This window comes from Vibrio sp. CCB-PB317, from assembly GCF_022808245.1.
GTDB lineage: Bacteria > Pseudomonadota > Gammaproteobacteria > Enterobacterales > Vibrionaceae > Vibrio > Vibrio diabolicus.
Genome location: NZ_JALGNU010000003.1, coordinates 462,090 through 483,201 on the forward strand (window position 1 = coordinate 462,090; position 21,112 = coordinate 483,201).

Consider the following 21,112-nt stretch of genomic DNA (forward strand, 5'->3'; position numbering starts at 1 on the left):
TTTGAAACAGAGAATAATAACAGCACTAATTTTAGCTCCCCTGGTTATTTTAGGCATTTTTAAATTACCCCTAATGGGCTTTATTGCCGCTTTAACTGCAATTACCCTATTAGGTTTTTGGGAGTGGACTCAATTTACAGGAAGCAACTCTCGCTTTGCTGCCCTCGTTCCGGCAGTCATTGTTACCGGACTTAGTTTTCTATATATTTCGCCTGACGCACATAGCCTCAACCATTTAGCAACGCCTCATTATGTTGTGCTGGGCCTTGGTTTTGTTTGGTGGATTATTGCTAGCTTAATGGCGATTACTTATCCCAAAACGACGAAATCTTGGCAAAATAATTTTGTTTTACGCCATGTGTTTGGTTTTCTGACATTAATTCCATTCCTTTGGAGTGTAGTTATTCTTAGAGCTCATGACATTACGGTAGATCCATACCACGGAGCAAAGCTCGTGTTATACGTTTGTTTCTTGGTATGGGCTGCAGATAGCGGTGCTTACTTTGCAGGCAAAAGCTTAGGCAAACGTAAAATGGCGCCACATGTCAGTCCGAATAAAACCATTGAAGGGCTTATTGGCGGCATTATCACGGCATTGATCGTGGCGTGGGCATTTGCTGATTGGTTTGATATCCAGTTCTCCAGTCCTGTCCATATGGTGTTGATTACGTTGGTTACTGTTGTTATATCAGTGCTCGGCGATCTGGTGGAAAGTATGTTCAAGCGTGTCTCAGGCATTAAAGACAGCAGCAACATTATCCCAGGACATGGCGGTGTGCTCGATCGTATTGACAGCCTAACCGCAGCATTCCCAGTTTTTGCTCTTCTTTACTACGTATTCTAATTTATCAGGAGCGGCATTGTCGCTCCTGAGCTTTCTAACGGTCTTACAACATGCAAAAGTTAACGATTCTTGGTGCTACTGGATCCATTGGTGCAAGCACGCTTAAAGTGGTCGAACAAAACCCAGAGCTGTTTTCTGTCGTTGCCTTAGCGGCAAGCACCAACGTTGAAAAGATGATCGGGCTATGTCGTCAGTGGCAACCTAAATACGCGGTCATGGCGGACAAAGCCGCAGCGGTTCAACTCCAATCTGAGTTACATTTGGTTTCTCCAAGCACCGAAGTATTAGGTGGTGTGGATGCTCTATGCCATATTGCTTCATTGGACGAAGTTGACAGTGTGATGGCCGCTATTGTCGGAGCAGCTGGTCTACTACCTACCATGGCTGCCGTGAAAGCTGGTAAGCGAGTATTGTTGGCAAATAAAGAAGCATTGGTCATGTCAGGCCAGTTATTTATTGATGCCGTAGAAGAGTTTGGTGCGGAGCTACTTCCCGTCGATAGTGAACACAATGCTATTTTCCAATGCTTACCACAGCAAGTACAAACCAATTTAGGTCGTTGTAATTTACAAGAACATGGCATTTCTCATATTTTGCTGACTGGTTCTGGTGGTCCTTTCCGTTACACTGACATCGCAGAACTGGAAAAGGTGACTCCTGAACAGGCGATCGCCCATCCGAACTGGTCGATGGGACCAAAGATTTCCGTTGACTCAGCCACGATGATGAACAAAGGCTTGGAGTATATCGAAGCTAAATGGTTGTTTAATGCGGCTCGCGAGCAGCTAAAGGTTATTATTCATCCGCAGTCTGTTATTCATTCAATGGTTCAATACCGCGATGGTTCGGTTTTGGCACAAATGGGTGAGCCGGATATGGCGACCCCTATTGCACTGACTATGTCATACCCATCAAGAGTTGAAGCTGGGGTTAAGCCACTAGACTTCACGAAAATTGGTGAATTGACGTTTTTGCAACCTGATTTTGCTCGTTACCCATGTTTAAAACTAGCAATTGACGCTTGTTATGAAGGTCAACATGCAACAACGGCACTGAATGCAGCGAATGAAGTCGCTGTTGATGCATTTTTAAATAACAGCCTAGGTTTTACGGATATCGCTCGCATCAATGAGTCTGTGTTGAATAACATCAATGCAAGCTGCAAAGCTGAGAATGCGAATAGCTTGGAAAGCTTGTTAGAGCTAGATAGAATGGCACGAACTATTGCCCTAGAAACCATACGCGAGCGTAGCTGATGACTGGTATATTGTGGAATCTCATTTCTTTTATCGTCGCACTGGGCATTCTTGTCGCTGTGCACGAGTTTGGGCACTTTTGGGTTGCTCGCCGTTGCGGCGTGAAAGTTGAAAAGTTTTCAATCGGTTTCGGCAAGTCTATCTGGAGTAAGGTAGGCAAAGACGGAACGGAGTACAGCATCTCAATGATCCCTCTCGGCGGCTATGTAAAAATGGTTGATAGCCGTGTTGATGAGGTGCCAGAACATGAGAAGCATTTAGCGTTTGATAAGAAGCCGCTATGGAAGCGAACGTCTATTGTTGCTGCAGGCCCTATCTTTAATTTCCTTTTCGCAATTTTCGCCTATTGGCTCGTATTTCTTATTGGTATCCCAGCAGTTAAGCCAGTAATTGGTGAAGTTACGCCCAATTCGATCGTCGCAGAAGCCGGAATTGAATCTGGAATGGAACTTAAATCGATATCTGGTATCAAAACTCCGGATTGGGAATCGGTAAATATGGGATTGATTTCTCATATTGGCGATGATTTGATGACAGTAACACTGACGTCAGCGAATGAAGTTGGTTCAGAAGTAACGAAAACGCTCGATCTGCGCGAATGGGAGTTCGACCCTGAAACTCAGTCTGCGATGCAGTCATTAGGTTTTGCGCCGTATACACCGGAGGTGTATCGCGTTATCGAACAGGTTTCGCAAGGTGGAGCGGCGGAAAAAGCAGGTGTGCTTCCAGGTGATGAGATTGTCGCTATTGGTGAACAACGCATCACGGAGTGGAAGCAAGTTGTTGAAGCGGTTCGCTCTAATCCTGATACACCGATTGAATTAACGGTATTGCGTCAGGGCTATGAGCAAACATTAACGCTGACGCCTGGTAGCCGTGAGCTAGCTAACAAAGAAGTCGTTGGTTTTGCAGGTATTGCACCTAAAGTCGCAGAATGGCCAGAAAGTTATCGCTTCGACCTTCAGTTTGGTGTATTCGAGTCAGTAGGTAAGGCGGTAGACAAAACCGGCCAAGTCATTGGCTTGACAATCAGCATGCTTAAGAAATTGATTGTTGGTGACGTTGGTCTGAATAATCTGAGTGGTCCAATATCAATAGCCAAAGGCGCAGGTGCGACGGCTGATTATGGCTTGGTCTACTTTTTAGGTTTTCTCGCTCTAATTAGTGTTAACCTAGGTATTATTAATCTCGTTCCTTTACCAATGTTGGATGGCGGTCATTTGTTATTTTTTGCAATTGAAGCAGTCATTCGACGTCCCGTTCCTGAGAGAGTGCAGGAAATGGGCTTTAGAATTGGTGGTGCGATCATCTTCTCGCTCATGGCGTTAGCGCTATTTAATGATTTTACTCGTCTGTGATAGTTCAGAGACAAAAGCAGTAGCAAGGAATAATTAGAACAAGTATGGCGATTAAGCGAATTCTATTTGCAAGTTTACTGGCTACCAGTGTATCTGCAAATGGAGCAGAGAACTTCGTAGTTCAAGATATTGAAATCGATGGATTGCAGCGTGTAGCACTGGGTGCTGCGTTGTTGAAAATGCCTGTACGTGTCGGTGATACCATTGGCCAAGGCGATGTTGCAGAGATTATCCGTGCACTGTATGCATCTGGTAACTTTGAAGATGTGAAAGTGTTACGTGACGGCGGCGTTCTGATGGTTCAAGTCAAAGAGCGTCCTACCATTGCCAGCATCTCATTTTCTGGTAACAAAGCAATCAAGGACGAGCAGCTACAAGAAAACCTGAACGCATCTGGTGTTCGTGAAGGCGAAGCGCTTGACCGCACCACGCTAAGCAACATTGAAAAAGGCTTAGAAGACTTTTACTACAGCGTAGGTAAATACAACGCCACAGTAAAAGCTGTGGTAACTCCACTGCCACGTAACCGTTCTGACCTAAAGTTTGTCTTTACTGAAGGCGTGTCGGCAAAAATTCAGCAAATCAATTTTATCGGCAATGAAGTTTTCAGCGATGAGGACCTTCTTTCTCGTTTTAACTTGAATGTTGATGTGCCGTGGTGGAATTTCCTGTCTGACGAAAAGTACCAAAAACAAGTGCTTGCAGGTGATATTGAAGCGCTCAAATCATTCTATCTGGACCGCGGTTACTTAAAATTTAACGTTGATTCGACACAAGTTGCAATCTCTCCTGACAAGAAAGGGGTATACATTACTCTTGGCTTAGAAGAGGGAGAGGTTTATACCGTCAAGGACGTAAAGTTCCGTGGTGATTTGATTGGTGAGGAAGCGACGTTCGAACGACTTGTACCATTTGAAGACAATGAGACATACAACGGCTCGTTGGTTACTTCAATGGAAGAAGGGATTAAGCGTGTGCTTGGTGAGTCCGGTTATGCTTATCCTCAAGTGAATACCATTCCTGAGTTTGACGACGAGAATCAAGAAGTTTCTTTGGTCGTTAACGTAGACCCGGGTAACCGAATTTATGTCCGTGATATTCGCTTCACGGGTAATAACTCAACCAAAGATGAAGTCCTTCGTCGTGAAATGCGTCAGATGGAAGGCAGTTGGTTGAACTCGAAATCGATTGAAACGGGTAAAACTCGTCTAAATCGTTTGGGCTACTTTGAAAATGTTGAAGTACAGACGGTTCGAGTTCCTGGTAGTGATGATCAAGTTGACCTAGTTTACTCTGTCAAAGAAGCGAACTCTGGTAGCGTTAACTTCGGTGTTGGCTACGGTACAGAATCGGGTGTGAGCTTCCAGGTTGGCCTGCAACAAGATAACTTTATTGGTAGCGGTAACCGTGTTGGTATCAACGCGATGATGAATGACTACCAGAAAAATATCAGTCTAGATTACCGTGATCCGTACTGGAACTTAGACGGTGTAAGCTTAGGTGGTAAGGTTTTCTATAACGAATTTGAAGCTAAAGAAGCCAATATCGTTGACTATACCAACGAAAGCTATGGCGCGAGCTTAACGTGGGGCTTCCCATTCGATGAGTTGAACCGTTTTGAATTCGGTGTCGGTTATACGCACAACAAGATCGGTAACTTATCGCCTTACTTGCAGGTAGAGCAGTTCTTACGAGCACAAGCAGACAACATTGATTCTAGTGGAGCGTTGAACACAAACGACTTCGACTTCAATATCTCTTGGACACGTAATAACTTAAACCGTGGCTATTTCCCTACGGCAGGTAACCATCAGCGTGCATTCTATAAAATGACCGTACCTGGCTCTGACGTTCAATACTTCAAAATGCAGTACGATGTTCGCCAGTATGTGCCATTGACTAAAAAGCACGAGTTTACCCTCTTGTTCCGTGGTCGCTTAGGTTACGGCAACGGTTACGGCCAAACGGATGGTAACGATAACTTGTTCCCATTCTACGAAAACTACTACGCAGGTGGCTTTACATCACTTCGTGGCTTTGGTTCAAACTCTGTTGGCCCTAAAGCGGTTTACCGTGATACATCAGGCTCAAACAATGGTGCAGATACAGCAACAGATGACTCTGTCGGTGGTAACGCCGTGGCGCTAGCGAGTGTCGAGTTGATTGTTCCAACGCCGTTCGCATCAGAGGAAGTACAAAACCAAATTCGTACCAGTATCTTCTTTGATATGGCAAGTGTTTGGGATACTGAGTTTGACTATCGCGATTCAGGTGCGGAATATGGTGACCGTTACTATTACGATTACTCAGATCCAACCAACTACCGCTCTTCTTACGGTGCGGCGTTGCAGTGGATGTCTCCAATGGGGCCACTAGTATTCTCACTAGCGAAACCAATTAAGAAATTTGATGGCGATGATGAAGAGTTCTTCACATTCACTATCGGTAGAACTTTCTAAAGAGGAAAATATTTTGAATAAAATGATCAAAGCGGCTGGGATTGGCCTTCTTGTACTGAGCTCTTCAATGTTTGCAAATGCGGCAGAAGCTGCACAGAAAATTGCTTACGTAAATACAGCTCAAGTTTTTCAAGCTCTTCCTCAACGTGAAGTTGTACTACAAAAAATGCAGAAAGACTTCAAAAGCAAAGCTGATGAACTGAAGTCAATCCAAGCACAAGCTAAAACAAAGATTGAGAAGCTACAACGTGACGGCGAGCTTTTGGGTCAAGACGAAGTTGAAAAGCTACGTATCGATATCGCGAAGCTAGACAGCGAGTACAAAGTGAAAGCACAAGCACTTGAAAAAGCAAGTGCGCGTCGTGAAGCTGAAGAAAAAGCGAAGCTTTTCAAAACGATTCAAGATGCAGTTAAGAAAGTCGCAGACAAAAATGGTTACGATCTTGTGATTGATATCTCTGCTTTACAGTACGGCAAGCCAGAATACAATATCTCTGAAGACGTAATTAAAGCTCTAAAATAAGAAGTTATGAAGACATTAACATTAGCCGAATTGGCGACAATTACCGGGGGTGAGCTGTTTGGTGACGAGTCTCTCGTTGTAAGCCGTGTTGCCCCAATGGATAAAGCACAAGAAGGTGATGTAACCTTCTTGTCTAACCCAAAATACGCAAAACACCTTTCTGAGTGCCAAGCTACCGTTGTTATGGTAAAGGCTGAGCATAAAGAGCAATGCGTTGGAAACGCGCTAGTGGTTTCGGACCCTTATGTCGCATTTGCTCGTGTGGTCCAAGCGATGGATACCACACCAAAACCGGCAGACGATATTGCACCAAGTGCTGTGATTGCCGCTGACGTTAAGATGGGTGAGAACGTTACAATCGGCGCTAACGCCGTGATTGAAACGGGCGTGGAACTCGGCGACAACGTAAGCGTTGGCGCTGGTTGTTTTATCGGTAAGAACGCCAAGCTAGGGAATAACACCAAGCTTTGGGCTAATGTCACTATCTATCATGAAGTGTCATTGGGTGATGACTGTCTTGTTCAATCGGGCACCGTCATTGGCTCTGATGGCTTCGGTTATGCGAATGACAAAGGCGAGTGGATTAAAATTCCTCAGCTTGGTTCAGTGCGTATCGGTAACCGCGTTGAGATTGGTGCTTGTACTACGATTGACCGCGGTGCACTCGAAGATACTATCATTGAAGACAATGTCATTCTGGATAACCAACTTCAAATCGCGCACAACGTGCAGATCGGATATGGTACCGTGATGCCTGGTGGTACTATTGTCGCGGGCAGTACAAAAATTGGTAAGTACTGCCAGATTGGCGGCGCGTCTGTTCTGAATGGCCATATCACTATCGCAGATGGTGTGGCGATTACAGGTATGGGCATGGTAATGCGCAGTATCGAAGAAAAAGGCCTTTACTCATCAGGTATTCCACTACAAACGAACAGAGAGTGGCGTAAAACTGCAACTCGAGTTCACCGTATTGATGAGATGAATAAGCGCCTGAAAGCGGTTGAAAAACAGCTGGAACAGAAAGAAGAAATTTAGAACAAGTTATCTTTCGCTCTGTATTTAACGTGAAAGCTAACAGGCTCTAGTTCCATATTCTGTACGAAGACTCGCGAAATGCGGGTCTTTTTCTTCTATAATGACGCGCTCTAAGTAGATTTAACTCCAAGATGGTGCGTATTTTGCTAGTATATTGCAAAGCGATTCGGCTTTACGACCTGTTGCCACGTTTGCCATCTTGGCGGCAAAAAATTGATATAGGAAGACGACTTTGACTACTGAAAAGAAAACGATGAACATCTCTGAAATTCAAGAGCTACTACCTCATCGCTACCCATTCTTATTGATCGACCGAGTGATAGACTTCCAAGAAGAGAAGTACCTTCACGCGATTAAAAACGTGTCGGTTAACGAACCTCAGTTCACAGGTCACTTTCCTCAACTACCAGTATTCCCAGGTGTTTTGATTTTAGAAGCAATGGCTCAGGCAACAGGCTTACTTGCATTTAAATCATTTGGTGCACCAACAGAAAATGAACTGTACTACTTTGCAAGCGTAGACGGCGCGAAATTCCGTAAACCAGTGGTTCCGGGCGACCAATTGGTTATTGAGGTAGAATTTCTGAAAGAACGTCGCGGCATTGCTGCATTTAGCGGTGTAGCAAAAGTTGACGGCGAAGTGGTATGTTCTGCAGAACTGAAGTGTGCTCGTCGAGAGTTTTAATATGATTCATGAAACCGCTAAAATCCACCCGGCAGCGGTGGTAGAAGAGGGCGCCAAAATTGGTGCTAACGTAACAGTAGGTCCTTTTACGTACATCACCTCTACGGTTGAAATTGGTGAAGGCACAGAAGTGATGTCTCACGTTGTGATCAAAGGTCACACGACTATTGGCAAAGATAACCGTATTTTCCCGCATGCTGTCATTGGCGAAGAAAACCAAGACAAAAAATACGGTGGTGAAGACACAACTGTGGTTATCGGTGATCGTAACGTCATTCGTGAAGCGGTCCAAGTTCACCGCGGCACAGTGCAGGACAAAGCAACCACGATCATTGGTGATGATAACTTATTGTGTGTGAATGCACACGTTGCGCATGATGTTGTTATTGGTAACCACACTCATATCGGTAATAACTCGATTCTTGGTGGTCACGTTACTGTTGATGATTATGCTGGTGTGATGGCACTGTCTGCGATTCACCCGTTTTGTACAGTGGGCGCTTACGCGTACATTGGCGGCTGCTCAGCAGTGGTGCAAGATGTCCCTGCTTACGTACTCGCGCAAGGCAACCACGCGACTCCTTTCGGCTTGAACCTTGTTGGCTTGAAGCGTAACGGCTTTGAGAAACCAGAGATTCGTGCGCTGCAAAAAGCGTATAAAGAAATCTATCGTTCAGGTAAGACGCTAGAAGAAGTGAAGCCTATTCTGGCTGAAATGGCTCAAGAGTGGCCGGCTGTGAAGCGTTTCTCAGATATTCTGGAAACGACGGAACGTGGCATTATTCGTTAATTGGCGAATGAAGCAATAAATAAAAAGATCGTGACCGAATTTGAGGTTACGATCTTTTTGTGTTTTATGGATAAGGCAAACCGTTATCCATAGCGCACAGGAAAAATAGCGAAGTAGATATGGAAAGACCATTACGTATTGGCATCATTGCCGGAGAATTGTCTGGCGATACGCTAGGTGAAGGCTTTATCAAAGCAGTAAAGCAGCAATATCCAGACGCAGAGTTCGTAGGTATTGGCGGTCCGAAAATGATAGCCCAAGGTTGCGAGTCTCTGTTTGATATGGAAGAGCTTGCGGTGATGGGGTTAGTCGAGGTTTTAGGCCGCTTACCGAGACTTCTTAAAGTGAAAGCTGAGCTCGTTCAGTATTTTACTCAGAATCCGCCTGATGTTTTCATCGGGATCGATGCTCCTGACTTCAACTTACGCCTAGAGCTTGACCTCAAGCAAGCGGGCATTAAAACCGTTCATTACGTGAGTCCGTCTGTTTGGGCTTGGCGTCAGAAGCGCATCTTTAAAATAGAAGCGGCAACGAACTTGGTGCTAGCATTTCTTCCGTTTGAGAAAGCGTTCTACGACAAATTTAATGTACCTTGCGAGTTCATTGGTCATACCTTGGCTGATTCCATCCCACTAGAATCAGAACAAGCGCCTGCACGTGAGTTGCTTGGTTTAGAACAAGATAAAAAGTGGCTTGCTGTCCTGCCAGGCAGTCGTGGTAGCGAGTTAAAAATGCTCTCTGAGCCATTTATTGAAACCTGCAAGTTACTCCATAAAAAATTTCCAGAACTGGGGTTTGTTGTCGCGCTTGTTAATCAAAAACGCCGTGAGCAGTTTGAACAAGCCTGGAAAGAACTCGCACCAGAGTTGGACTTCAAGTTAGTTGATGACACCGCACGCAACGTCATCACCGCATCCGATGCCGTGATGCTGGCCTCTGGTACCGTAGCGTTGGAGTGTATGCTTCTCAAGCGTCCAATGGTGGTGGGTTATCGTGTGAATGCATTTACTGCTTTCTTAGCTAAACGCCTATTGAAAACGAAGTATGTGTCATTGCCGAATATCTTAGCGGATGATGAGCTCGTCAAAGAATATCTACAAGATGAGTGCACACCAGACAATTTGTTTACTGAGGTTTCTCGCTTATTGGAAAGCGACAATAAACTGATGTTAGATAAGTTTACGGAAATGCATCATTGGATTCGTAAAGATGCGGACCAACAAGCCGCAAACGCGGTTCTAAAACTGATTGAAAAATAGAGATTTATCATGGCTGTTAAACCAAAAGCGACCAAAACCAAAGTTGAACTCCCTCCGTTTGAATATCCGCAAGGTTACCAGCTTGTGGCCGGAGTCGACGAGGTCGGACGTGGCCCTTTGGTGGGAGACGTCGTCACCGCTGCGGTTATCCTTGATCCTAACAATCCTATTGAAGGGTTGAACGATTCGAAAAAATTGACCGAAAAGAAACGCATGGCGCTGCTTCCTGAAATCAAAGAAAAAGCATTGGCGTGGGCGGTCGGGCGTTGTTCTCCTGAAGAAATCGATCAACTGAATATTTTGCAGGCGACTATGGTTGCGATGCAGCGTGCAGTGGTGGGGTTACAGGTTCAACCTGATTTGGTGTTGATTGATGGTAACCGTTGTCCGGAGCTGCCAATGGATGCTCAAGCTATAGTAAAAGGCGATCTACGTGTTGCCGAAATCAGTGCGGCTTCAATTATTGCCAAAGTCGTGCGTGACCAAGAGATGGAAGAGTTGGATAAACTTCATCCACAATTTGGCTTCGCGAAGCACAAAGGTTACCCAACTAAAGCGCACTTTGAAGCGATTGAGCAACACGGAGTGATCAGTGAACACCGCAAGAGTTTCAAGCCAGTAAAAAAAGCGTTAGGCATAGAATAATCAAACGATCTAATTGGTGTTATAAACCCAACCTCTTTAGGTTAGAATCCCCAACAAAATAGAGTTACACGGTACCTGTTAATGTCAGATCCCAAATTCATCCACCTGCGTGTTCATAGTGACTTCTCGATGGTGGATGGCCTCAACAAAGTTCCGCCAATCGTAAAGAAAGTTGCTGAGCTCGGTATGCCCGCAATGGCGTTGACCGACTTTACCAACCTATGTGGTTTGGTGAAGTTTTACGGTACGGCGCATGGCAGTGGTGTTAAACCGATCATTGGTGCTGACTTTAAAATGCAGTCGGACGAGTTTGGTGAAGAGCTGACACAAGTGACTTTGCTTGCGGCGGATAATGTAGGTTATAAGAACCTGACGTTATTGATATCAAAAGCGTACTTACGTGGACATGTTCAACACCACCCGGTGATTGATAAAGCCTGGTTGGCTGAAATGTCTGAAGGCCTGATTGTATTATCCGGCGGTAAAAGCGGGGAAATTGGTCGCGGCCTTTTGAAAGGCAACCGTCAAATAGTGCAAGGGTGTGTTGATTTTTATAAACAGCATTTTCCAGATCGCTTTTATCTTGAGTTACTTCGTACCGGTCGTCCAGATGAAGAGACTTATCTTCACTTTGCAGTTGAATTGGCAGAGCAGCAAGACTTGCCAGTAGTGGCGACCAATGAAGTTGTATTCCTGAGTCCAGACCTATTTGATGCTCATGAAATACGCGTAGCGATTCACGATGGTTACACATTAGAAGATCCGCGTAGGCCAAAAAACTACAGTCCGCAGCAATATCTTCGTACAGAAGAAGAAATGTGCGAGCTGTTTGCTGATATTCCTGAAGCGTTAGAAAACAGTGTCGAGATAGCGAAGCGTTGTAACGTGACTGTGCGCTTAGGGGAGTACTTCCTACCAGCCTTCCCAACTGAAGGGATGAAAGAGACTGAGTTCTTAGTCATGAAATCCCGAGAGGGCTTGGAAGAGCGTTTAGAGTTCCTATTTCCAGATGAGGAAGAGAGGAAACGTCGTCGCCCTGAATATGATGAACGTCTTCAGATAGAGCTAGATGTTATCAACCAAATGGGATTCCCTGGTTACTTCTTGATCGTAATGGAGTTCATCCAGTGGTCAAAAGATAATGGAATTCCTGTAGGTCCTGGACGTGGTTCCGGTGCCGGCTCTTTGGTGGCTTACGCATTAAAAATCACCGACCTGGATCCATTAGAATACGACTTGCTGTTCGAACGTTTCTTGAACCCAGAACGTGTCTCGATGCCCGATTTCGACGTCGATTTCTGTATGGATAAACGTGACCAGGTTATTGACCACGTTGCGGAAATGTACGGTCGCGACGCGGTGTCTCAGATCATCACGTTTGGTACCATGGCGGCAAAAGCGGTAATCCGTGACGTTGGCCGCGTATTGGGTCATCCATTTGGTTTTGTTGATCGTATTTCAAAGCTGATCCCGCCTGATCCAGGCATGACGCTAGATAAGGCGTTTAAAGCTGAACCTGCGCTACCTGAATTGTATGAGGCCGATGAGGAAGTTAAAGAACTCATCGACATGTGTCATATTTTGGAAGGTTGTACGCGAAACGCCGGTAAACACGCTGGTGGCGTTGTAATTTCACCTACAACAATTACCGATTTTGCACCAATTTATGCAGACGCTGAAGGTCACTTTCCGGTTACTCAATTTGATAAAAACGATGTTGAGACCGCTGGCCTAGTTAAGTTTGACTTCTTGGGTTTACGTACCTTAACCATTATTGACTGGGCGTTAGGGCTGATTAACCCACGTCTAGAGCGAGAAGGTAAAGAACCGGTTCAAATTGAATCCATACCGTTAGAAGATCCTGCCTCTTTCCGTTTGTTGCAAAACTCTGAAACGACAGCAGTATTCCAGCTTGAATCTCGGGGCATGAAAGAGCTGATCAAACGACTTCAGCCAGACTGTTTCGAAGACATTATCGCATTGGTAGCACTCTTCCGTCCGGGTCCTTTGCAATCGGGCATGGTAGATAACTTTATCGACCGTAAACATGGTCGAGAAGCGATCTCTTATCCAGATGAAAAGTGGCAACACGAGTCGCTAAAAGAGACGCTTGATCCAACCTACGGCATCATCCTGTACCAAGAGCAGGTAATGCAGATTGCGCAGATCTTAGCGGGTTACACGCTAGGTGGTGCGGACATGCTCCGCCGTGCAATGGGTAAGAAAAAGCCAGAAGAGATGGCAAAACAACGTGCTATCTTTGAAGAAGGTGCGATAAAGAACGGTATCGATGGCGAGTTGGCGATGAAAATCTTCGACTTGGTAGAGAAGTTCGCCGGTTATGGCTTTAACAAATCACACTCTGCTGCTTATGCATTGGTTTCTTATCAGACTCTTTGGCTGAAAACACATTATCCTGCCGAATTTATGGCTGCGGTAATGACAGCCGATATGGATAACACGGAAAAAGTCGTTGGCTTGGTCGATGAGTGTTTCCGTATGAAGCTCACCGTGCTGCCACCAGACATCAACTCTGGCCTATATCGCTTTAATGTTGATGAAAATGGCGCAATTGTTTACGGTATTGGTGCGATAAAAGGGGTAGGTGAAGGTCCTATCGATGCGATTCTTGAGGCGAGAAATAAAGGTGGTCACTTTAAAGACCTATTTGATTTCTGTGCTCGAGTTGATCTAAAACGCGTCAATAAACGAGTGATAGAGAAGCTGATTTACGCGGGCGCGTTGGATCGACTTGGCCCACACCGCGCGGCGATGATGGCGTCACTCAATGATGCGGTAAAAGCAGCAAGTCAACATCACCAAGCTGAGGCGTTTGGTCAAACGGATATGTTTGGTGTGCTAACGGATGCGCCTGAAGAAGTAGAGCATAAGTATACGCAGGTTCCGCCTTGGCCAGAAAAAGTGTGGTTAGAGGGCGAGCGTGATACCCTAGGCCTATATTTGACAGGGCACCCAATTAACGCCTACGTAAAGGAACTAAACAAATACACCAGTTGTCGACTAAAAGACGCAACGCCAACGCGTCGCGACCAATCTGTCACGGTGGCTGGTTTGGTTATTGCCGCTCGTGTAATGACGACTAAGCGTGGTACACGAATTGGCATTATGACACTGGATGACCGAAGTGGTCGCATGGAAGTGATGTTGTTCTCAGATGCACTGGATCGATACGCCGAACTTCTCGAAAAAGACAGAATTTTGGTCGTTTCTGGACAGGTCAGCTTTGATGACTTCAACGGTGGCCTTAAAATGTCGGCGCGTGAAGTTATGGATCTCGGCAGTGCGCGCGAGAAATACGCTCGTGGTTTGTCGGTATCGATAGATGCAACTCAGATCAACGATCAGTTTTTTGAGCAGTTCAGCCGTATTTTAGAACCGCACAAAGCCGGAACCGTACCCGTCAATGTATACTACCAGCGTGCCGACGCCAGAGCGCGGTTAACATTGGGCACCGAGTGGCGAGTAACGCCAAGTGATACATTACTCGACGATTTAAAACAGTTACTTGGCAAAAGCCAGGTAGAACTCGAATTTAACTAAAAATTCAGCGCAATATGTTAGACGCTGAGTAAACAAGGATTCATAGATGAGCCTAAACTTTCTTGAATTTGAAAAGCCAATTGCAGAACTAGAAGCGAAAATTGAAGCACTACGTGATGTCTCTCGTCATGGTGGTGATTCTGCGATTGACCTGGATAAAGAAATCGAACAGCTTGAGAAGAAAAGCTTAGAGCTGAAGAAAAAAACCTTCAGCGACCTAGGCGCATGGGAAACAGCTCAACTGGCTCGTCACCCACTACGTCCTTACACGCTGGATTACATCCAACACGCTTTTGAGGAGTTTGATGAATTAGCGGGTGACCGCGCGTTTGCAGATGACAAAGCGATTGTGGGTGGCATGGCTCGCCTTGAAGGCCGTCCAGTGATGATCATCGGTCATCAAAAAGGTCGTGAAACCAAAGAGAAAGTGAAACGTAACTTTGGTATGCCAAAACCAGAAGGTTACCGTAAAGCGCTACGTTTGATGGAAATGGCTGAGCGTTTCAACATGCCGATCATCACATTTATCGATACGGCTGGCGCGTACCCAGGTGTGGGCGCAGAAGAGCGTGGTCAATCTGAAGCTATCGCGAAAAACCTAAAAGTGATGTCTGGTCTTAAAGTGCCAGTAATCTGTAACGTTGTTGGTGAAGGTGGTTCAGGCGGCGCACTAGCAATTGGTGTAGGCGACTACGTGAACATGCTTCAGTACTCTACATACTCAGTAATCTCTCCTGAAGGTTGTGCTTCAATCCTATGGCGTGATTCTGACAAAGCGCCGCAAGCGGCAGAAGCGATGGGTCTAACTGCTCCTCGTCTTAAAGAGCTTGAACTGATCGACGAAATCATTGAAGAGCCACTAGGCGGCGCTCATCGCGATCATGTTCAAATGGCAGCGAATATGAAAGCGACACTACTTCGTCAACTAGAAGATCTAGAGCAATTGGATGAAGAGACGCTACGTGAACGTCGTTACCAGCGCCTAATGAGCTACGGTTACTGTTAATTTCGGTGATTGCTATTAAGCGTTAGCTGATATCTCAAGTGATAACAGTTAAAATAGAAAGGGTTGGATGAGAGTCCAGCCCTTTTTTGTACCTATCGGATCGCTTATGGAATCGCTGTACCCGCATTTTGCTCAAGTTCTCGGCCGCTACTATCAATCAGGCACTAAGGTTGTCTTGGCGTTTAGCGGAGGAGTGGATTCACGTCTTTTACTCGAATTACTCAGTCGCTATCAACAAGCGCATTCGATAGAGTGTCACGCTGTGTATGTGCACCATGGTTTGAGCTCGAATGCCGATGATTGGGCCGATAAATGCTTACTTTGGGCAAAACAAGTGGGCATATCATGCTCGATTGAGCGAGTGAGCTTAGACATCAGCAATGGTGAAAGTATTGAACTTCTTGCTCGTGAAGCTCGCTATCAAGCCTTAACTAAGTACATTCAAGAAGGCGATATACTGTTGACCGGCCAACATGCTGATGATCAACTAGAGACTTTTCTCCTTGCTCTTAAGCGAGGCAGCGGGCCAAAAGGGTTATCTTCGATGGCGGAGAGTATGCCGTTTTCTGGCGGATCCCTAGTTCGACCATTGCTTACTATCAAGCGGAAGACCATCGAAGACGCGGCTACTAAATTAGGCTTGGAGTGGGTGGAAGACGAAAGCAACCAAGATACCCGTTATGATCGTAACTTTCTTCGTCATTGTGTTATTCCTGAATTGTCTGGTCGCTGGCCTAGTATCCATCAAGCGGTTCAGCGCAGTGCAAGCTTATGTGCTCAACAAGAAGCGCTATTGGATGAACTATTGAGCGCGGTGTTTGAACGCGCTTTACAAACGGATCTAAGTTTGAGTATTGAAGAACTGGCTAAGCACAGTGAATTAGCGCGTGCGCGCTTGATTCGTATGTGGCTGGCTAAGCTTAATACTAGTATGCCGACTCAGGTACAACTCAATCTTATCTGGAATGAAGTCGCATTAGCTCAGCAAGATGCCAACCCCAAACTACAACTTAAACAAGGTGAAGTGCGCCGTTTTCGAAATCGTCTCTATTGGGTAACGGAAATAGCTGACGTCACTGAGTGGCAAAGTACGATTCAAGTCGATACCGTTTTATCGCTTCCAGAGCGGCTAGGGGAGCTGACCTTAACGACGAGTTCTAGCAACGCAACGATTGCGCTTCCGAGTCAGCCAGAATTGCTTCGCGTGACCTTTAATCCGGAAGGCTTATCAGCGCATCCAACCACGCGTAATCACAGTCGAAAACTGAAGAAGTTGTTCCAAGAATACAATGTGCCAAGCTGGCTGCGTCGTCAAATTCCGATTTTGATGTACCAAGACCGAGTCGTTGCTGTGGCAGATCTGTTCGTTGATCAGGCGTTTAATGGTCAAGATTGTGAACTTATTTGGCGCAGGTAATGAAAATTCATGCCACAATGTCGATTATAAAATATAAAAATCCTTAAATAATAATTGATTAGGTGAAGCAATGAAGAAAACAATCATGGGCGCAATGGTGGCGCTAACCATGCTCAGTGGGCAGGCTCTAGCTGCGGGAGATGCCACAGCAGGTCAAGCAAAGGCAGGAGTATGCGCTGCGTGTCATGGCGCCGACGGCATTGCTGTCATTCCGGGTTACCCAAACCTGAAAGGGCAAAACGAGCAATACATTATCAGTTCAATTAAAGCCTATAAAAACAAAGAGCGAACAGGTGGTCTTGCTGCTGTTATGCAAGCTCAAGCTTCACTGTTGTCTGATGAAGACATCGCTAATCTAGCGGCTTACTACGCAAGTTTGAAGTAAACGCGAGTCTGAAAAAGCTTGGACGATTGGGCATTGAGCAGTCCTTACTGGGGTTTTATCAACTCACGATATTCGCTATGTTAATTTGCTCAATCTGGATTTTCGCTGGTGGATCATAGACAAACATTGAATGTTGCGAAACGCTAAACGATAATAAGCGCAATCGATTGAAGCTTAAGGGATGAACATGAAAAAAATTGAAGCGATTATCAAGCCATTTAAATTGGATGATGTTCGAGAAGCGCTAGCTGAAGTTGGCATTACAGGGATGACCGTCTCTGAAGTGAAAGGCTTTGGTCGCCAAAAAGGTCACACCGAGCTTTACCGTGGTGCAGAGTACATGGTGGACTTTCTGCCTAAAGTGAAGCTCGAAATCGTTGTAACGGAAGATGTGGCTGATAAATGCGTAGAGACGATCATTGAAACCGCGCAAACCGGCAAAATTGGTGATGGTAAAATCTTTGTTACTGATGTTGAGCGTGTGGTTCGTATCCGTACTGGTGAAGAAGACGAAGACGCGATCTAAGGTTTCTTGTTACCTGTCTCGTATTTATTATGCTAAAAGGGAGCCAAGTGGCTCCTTTTTTGTTTTTTACTTTCAGTGAAATCCAATAACCCGAGGTTGGTTGTTCCAGTTTTAGGGTGTGTATATTCAGGTTTGTCGTATGTTTAAGCGTTTTTTTCTGGCGTTAGCTTTTCTTATTATGGCGGTATTGGTCGGCTTCCAGGTTGTTTTCACCGTACCAGATCAGCCGCAAATCATTACTCAAACAGGCTCAGAGTTGACGCAGGATATTAGGTGTATCGAATTTAGCGGCTCAAAAGCTCTGGATCAGGGCGGTGAAATCAATGTACTTGTCTGGAATATCTACAAACAGAACCGGACGAATTGGCAAAGCGCACTCAATGAATTCTCTGCTGATAAGCAGCTGCTGTTATTGCAAGAAGCCAGCATGACACCATCTTTTAAGCAATGGTTGGTGGATGGCAACTGGGTCAGCAATCAAGTGAGTGCCTTTAAGGCGCTGGGCAGCGGTGCGGGTGTGATTAGTATCGCTCAAGGGCAACCAGAAAAAGCCTGTGCTTATACGTCTAAAGAGCCTTGGCTGCGTTTACCCAAGTCTGCACTATACAGCCAATATCAATTAAGCAATGGCGAGAGACTCGCTGTGGTGAATGTACATGCGATTAACTTCACGGTTGGCACGCAAGAGTATGTCTCTCAGTTAACGGCTCTTGAAATGCTTTTAAAGCATCATACAGGGCCGATCCTATTCGCTGGAGACTTCAATAGTTGGAGTGAATCTCGCGTTAATGCGATGCGACAGGCCTTAAAAGCCGCGGACTTGCAAGAAGTGACGTTCTCGCCTGATCATCGAGTCCAGTTTATAACGGGATTACCGTTGGATCACGTATTTTACCGAGGACTGATCCTCAAATACGCGAAAGCGCCGCAGAGCGACGCTTCCGATCATAACCCATTGTTACTGTCATTTACGTTAGATGACTAGCTTAGGTCACCACAATATAAAGCGCCCAAATAACGTAGAAGAATGCCCATGGCAGGCTTGCAATCACCAAGGCTTGCCCACGTTCAAACTCAGTCCAAGTAAGCACAACACCGTAGCCGAGTACAATGTACCAAGGTAGAAGCAAAGGCAATGAGCTAGCGAACTGAGACCACTCACTGGTAAGCGGCAGTTTTAATAGACCATTGAGGCTGTTTAAATCTGCTGCGTAAGTCATCACCTGGCCATGCTTGAGCAATAGGCTCGCGTAGCTTGCTATATCGCCTAGTACTGCTGGGAATAAGATTGCACACGACGCGGCAAACCACTTCCAGTAACCATATTGTTGCTTGCTTGCCTTCGTTGCAAGAAAGAACCAAAGCGCAAGCAACAGTAAGGTGGCAAAGCGGTTGAATACATCATTGATGATCGCACTTGCCATTAGCGTGTTTGGCTCTAATAGCTCAATCTGCTTTGGGTCGATTTGTTGAAACTGCGCGGCTAGTTGGTCACTAAGCCACGTGAAATCGACATTCGAAAAGTAAGCGCCCCAGAATAAAAACGGACTAAGCATCAAGAAGATGAACGGTTGCCATCCCCATCCGCCGCGTTGGTAAAGCGCTAGAAAGCAAGATGTTGGAGAACGAAAAATGTCCAACAGCATCACAAGTGGGTTGCTTGATGGGTTCATACACTTACCTTCGTTACGTCAACGTACAACTTAAGTTTTTGACCTGGTTGTAAGTATTTTTTCTTGTGTAGCGAGTTCCATTTTACGATGTCGTTTGTTTTTACTTTGAACTTGCTTGCAATGCCGCTAATGGTGTCACCGGAGCGAACGTTGTAGAAAACGGTACGGATCACAGCACCTTTGTCTGAGTCCTTCCAAATCACGAGCTTTTGACCCACACGCAATGGATCTTTAGGGCCCATGCCATTCCATTTTGCTAACGATTTATACGACACTTTATTTTCACGTGCGATTGACCACAAACTTTCTCCAGACTGAACGACATGAGTGAGCTTGAGTTGTCCACGAGCACGTGATTGAGTCTTGCTTAATCGATTTTGTGCCGTTAGTGCGTATTTCGCATCGTCTTTTGTTGACGTCGGAATCAGTAGGTACTGGCCAATACGAATATTGTTATTCGACAGGCCGTTTGCACGTCGAATCACTTTTGTGGTTGTGCCGTATTTATTAGCTAGCACACTTAAAGAGTCACCAGACTTCACCTTGTAGCGAGCGACCTTCATCCCTTTACCACGGTTTTTCTCCACCTTAGAGAGAAAAGTCTCTTTTTTCTCTACCGGAATCAGAAGTTGGTGCGGACCTTCAGGCGCAGTTGACCATTGGTTGTATGCAGGGTTGTAACTTTGTAACTCTTTCACACCAATGCCGGCATAATCTGCAGCAATGGCCAGGTCAAGCTGTTCTTTCGGATCGACAAGCGTTAGAACAGGCTTGTTTGGAATCGCAGGAATATTAAGTCCGTACTTGTCTTGGTTTGCGATGACGTCAGCCAAGGCTAGCAGCTTAGGTACGTAACTGCTGGTCTCTTTTGGTAAGTCCAATGAGAAGAAATCGATAGGTTTACCGAGCTTTTTATTTTTACGAATTGCGCTAGAAACACGGCCACCACCACTGTTGTAAGCAGCAATTGCATGCTCCCAGCTACCATCAAAACGCTCGTTTAGTTGTACAAGGTAGTCCAGTGCGGCGTCCGTTGCTGCTGCCACATCTCGGCGACCGTCATACCAGTAGTTTTGCTCTAGTCCCATCATTTTTCCGGTGCCAGGGACAAATTGCCACAATCCAGCCGCGCTACCGTGTGAGTAGGCAAAGGCATCGAATGAGCTTTCCACCACAGGAAGCAAAGCAAGCTCCATTGGAAGTCCACGCTCTTCGATACGTTTTGTGATCATGTATAGAAAAGGAGTTGCACGCTTAGACACCGTGTAAAGGTGATTCGGGTGCTTTAGATACCACGTACGATAGTAGTCCACTTTCTTATGGTTTGGGATATCCATTTCAAGTTGCATGGCGATACGTTGCCATACATCTTCTTGTTCCTGAGGGGAAAGAACTTTAGGCGCGTCGTTAGCGGATTTTTTTGCTAAAGACGATGTGTTGCCCGGTTGAGCCTTCGCTGCATTTTGTTTTGCAGTCTGCTCAGATTTATTGGTTTCTGGTGTAGAAGACGTTGAGTCTGACTGAGTCAATTGACAGCCAGATAATAACAACGCCAACGCCCAGGTATACTTCAAACGCATGGATTCAGCCTATTTAGGGCCTTTTTATCTTCACCTGCCTGTCGCGCAACACAATGTGCGTGGCAGTCGCAAGATAATAGACATCTTTTAAACACTAACTAATTAAT

Annotated in this window: 18 protein-coding genes; 16 read left to right on the plus strand and 2 right to left on the minus strand. The window is 45.6% G+C overall.

What is annotated here, in order from left to right; genetic code table 11:
* The first annotated feature begins 1 nt into the window (after position 1).
* From MTR11_RS19315 to MTR11_RS19390, 16 genes are all read left to right on the plus strand, one after another.
* Positions 2-844 carry a phosphatidate cytidylyltransferase gene (locus tag MTR11_RS19315; protein WP_048625888.1) on the plus strand — a complete coding sequence of 281 codons (843 nt, stop codon included), beginning with the start codon at positions 2-4 and terminating at the stop codon, positions 842-844.
* Positions 845-894: 50 nt separating this feature from the next.
* A complete protein-coding gene (ispC, locus tag MTR11_RS19320) occupies positions 895-2,100 on the plus strand; it encodes a 1-deoxy-D-xylulose-5-phosphate reductoisomerase (RefSeq protein WP_243328224.1) in 1,206 nt (401 codons plus the stop codon).
* Entirely contained in the window at positions 2,100-3,458 is a 1,359-nt protein-coding gene (rseP, locus tag MTR11_RS19325; RefSeq protein ID WP_085344093.1) for a sigma E protease regulator RseP, read from the plus strand. Before ispC ends, rseP begins: the two co-directional genes overlap by 1 nt.
* 44 nt (positions 3,459-3,502) lie before the next feature.
* Positions 3,503-5,917: an outer membrane protein assembly factor BamA gene (gene bamA / locus MTR11_RS19330; protein WP_006741664.1), complete on the plus strand. Its 2,415-nt coding sequence runs from the start codon at positions 3,503-3,505 to the stop codon at positions 5,915-5,917.
* 13 nt (positions 5,918-5,930) lie between these two features.
* Positions 5,931-6,440 carry an OmpH family outer membrane protein gene (locus MTR11_RS19335; RefSeq protein WP_005391804.1) on the plus strand — a complete coding sequence of 170 codons (510 nt, stop codon included), beginning with the start codon at positions 5,931-5,933 and terminating at the stop codon, positions 6,438-6,440.
* 6 nt (positions 6,441-6,446) lie between these two features.
* Positions 6,447-7,478 carry a UDP-3-O-(3-hydroxymyristoyl)glucosamine N-acyltransferase gene (lpxD, locus tag MTR11_RS19340; protein WP_065645509.1) on the plus strand — a complete coding sequence of 344 codons (1,032 nt, stop codon included), beginning with the start codon at positions 6,447-6,449 and terminating at the stop codon, positions 7,476-7,478.
* A gap of 232 nt (positions 7,479-7,710) precedes the next feature.
* Complete coding sequence (gene fabZ / locus MTR11_RS19345) at positions 7,711-8,163, plus strand: 3-hydroxyacyl-ACP dehydratase FabZ (protein WP_005380349.1); 453 nt, start codon at positions 7,711-7,713, stop codon at positions 8,161-8,163.
* Between the two features lies 1 nt (position 8,164).
* A complete protein-coding gene (lpxA, locus tag MTR11_RS19350; protein ID WP_005380357.1) occupies positions 8,165-8,953 on the plus strand; it encodes an acyl-ACP--UDP-N-acetylglucosamine O-acyltransferase in 789 nt (262 codons plus the stop codon).
* A 119-nt stretch (positions 8,954-9,072) separates the two neighbouring features.
* Complete coding sequence (lpxB, locus tag MTR11_RS19355) at positions 9,073-10,212, plus strand: lipid-A-disaccharide synthase (RefSeq protein ID WP_047008877.1); 1,140 nt, start codon at positions 9,073-9,075, stop codon at positions 10,210-10,212.
* 9 nt (positions 10,213-10,221) lie between these two features.
* Positions 10,222-10,857: a ribonuclease HII gene (gene rnhB, locus MTR11_RS19360; RefSeq protein ID WP_243328225.1), complete on the plus strand. Its 636-nt coding sequence runs from the start codon at positions 10,222-10,224 to the stop codon at positions 10,855-10,857.
* An 81-nt stretch (positions 10,858-10,938) separates the two neighbouring features.
* The gene (dnaE, locus tag MTR11_RS19365; protein ID WP_006741668.1) at positions 10,939-14,418 is read left to right on the plus strand and encodes a DNA polymerase III subunit alpha; all 3,480 of its coding nucleotides are present in this window, start codon (positions 10,939-10,941) and stop codon (positions 14,416-14,418) included.
* Positions 14,419-14,464: 46 nt separating this feature from the next.
* Positions 14,465-15,424: an acetyl-CoA carboxylase carboxyl transferase subunit alpha gene (gene accA / locus MTR11_RS19370; protein ID WP_005380365.1), complete on the plus strand. Its 960-nt coding sequence runs from the start codon at positions 14,465-14,467 to the stop codon at positions 15,422-15,424.
* Positions 15,425-15,530: 106 nt separating this feature from the next.
* Positions 15,531-16,841 carry a tRNA lysidine(34) synthetase TilS gene (gene tilS, locus MTR11_RS19375; protein WP_109169619.1) on the plus strand — a complete coding sequence of 437 codons (1,311 nt, stop codon included), beginning with the start codon at positions 15,531-15,533 and terminating at the stop codon, positions 16,839-16,841.
* 70 nt (positions 16,842-16,911) lie between these two features.
* Entirely contained in the window at positions 16,912-17,226 is a 315-nt protein-coding gene (locus MTR11_RS19380) for a c-type cytochrome (protein ID WP_012841507.1), read from the plus strand.
* Positions 17,227-17,413: 187 nt separating this feature from the next.
* On the plus strand, positions 17,414-17,752 hold the full coding sequence (gene glnB, locus MTR11_RS19385) for a nitrogen regulatory protein P-II (protein ID WP_005436810.1): 339 nt from the start codon (positions 17,414-17,416) through the stop codon (positions 17,750-17,752).
* Positions 17,753-17,891: 139 nt separating this feature from the next.
* Positions 17,892-18,737 carry an endonuclease/exonuclease/phosphatase family protein gene (locus MTR11_RS19390; protein WP_243328226.1) on the plus strand — a complete coding sequence of 282 codons (846 nt, stop codon included), beginning with the start codon at positions 17,892-17,894 and terminating at the stop codon, positions 18,735-18,737.
* Between the two features lies 1 nt (position 18,738).
* Here the strand turns inward: MTR11_RS19390 and MTR11_RS19395 are convergent, their stop codons facing one another.
* Together MTR11_RS19395 and MTR11_RS19400 are read right to left on the minus strand one after the other, a co-directional pair.
* Entirely contained in the window at positions 18,739-19,425 is a 687-nt protein-coding gene (locus MTR11_RS19395) for a YIP1 family protein (protein WP_243328227.1), read from the minus strand.
* Positions 19,422-21,005, minus strand: coding sequence for a LysM peptidoglycan-binding domain-containing protein (locus MTR11_RS19400; protein ID WP_243328228.1), 1,584 nt, complete (start codon positions 21,003-21,005; stop codon positions 19,422-19,424). Before MTR11_RS19400 ends, MTR11_RS19395 begins: the two co-directional genes overlap by 4 nt.
* Positions 21,006-21,112 lie beyond the last annotated feature (107 nt).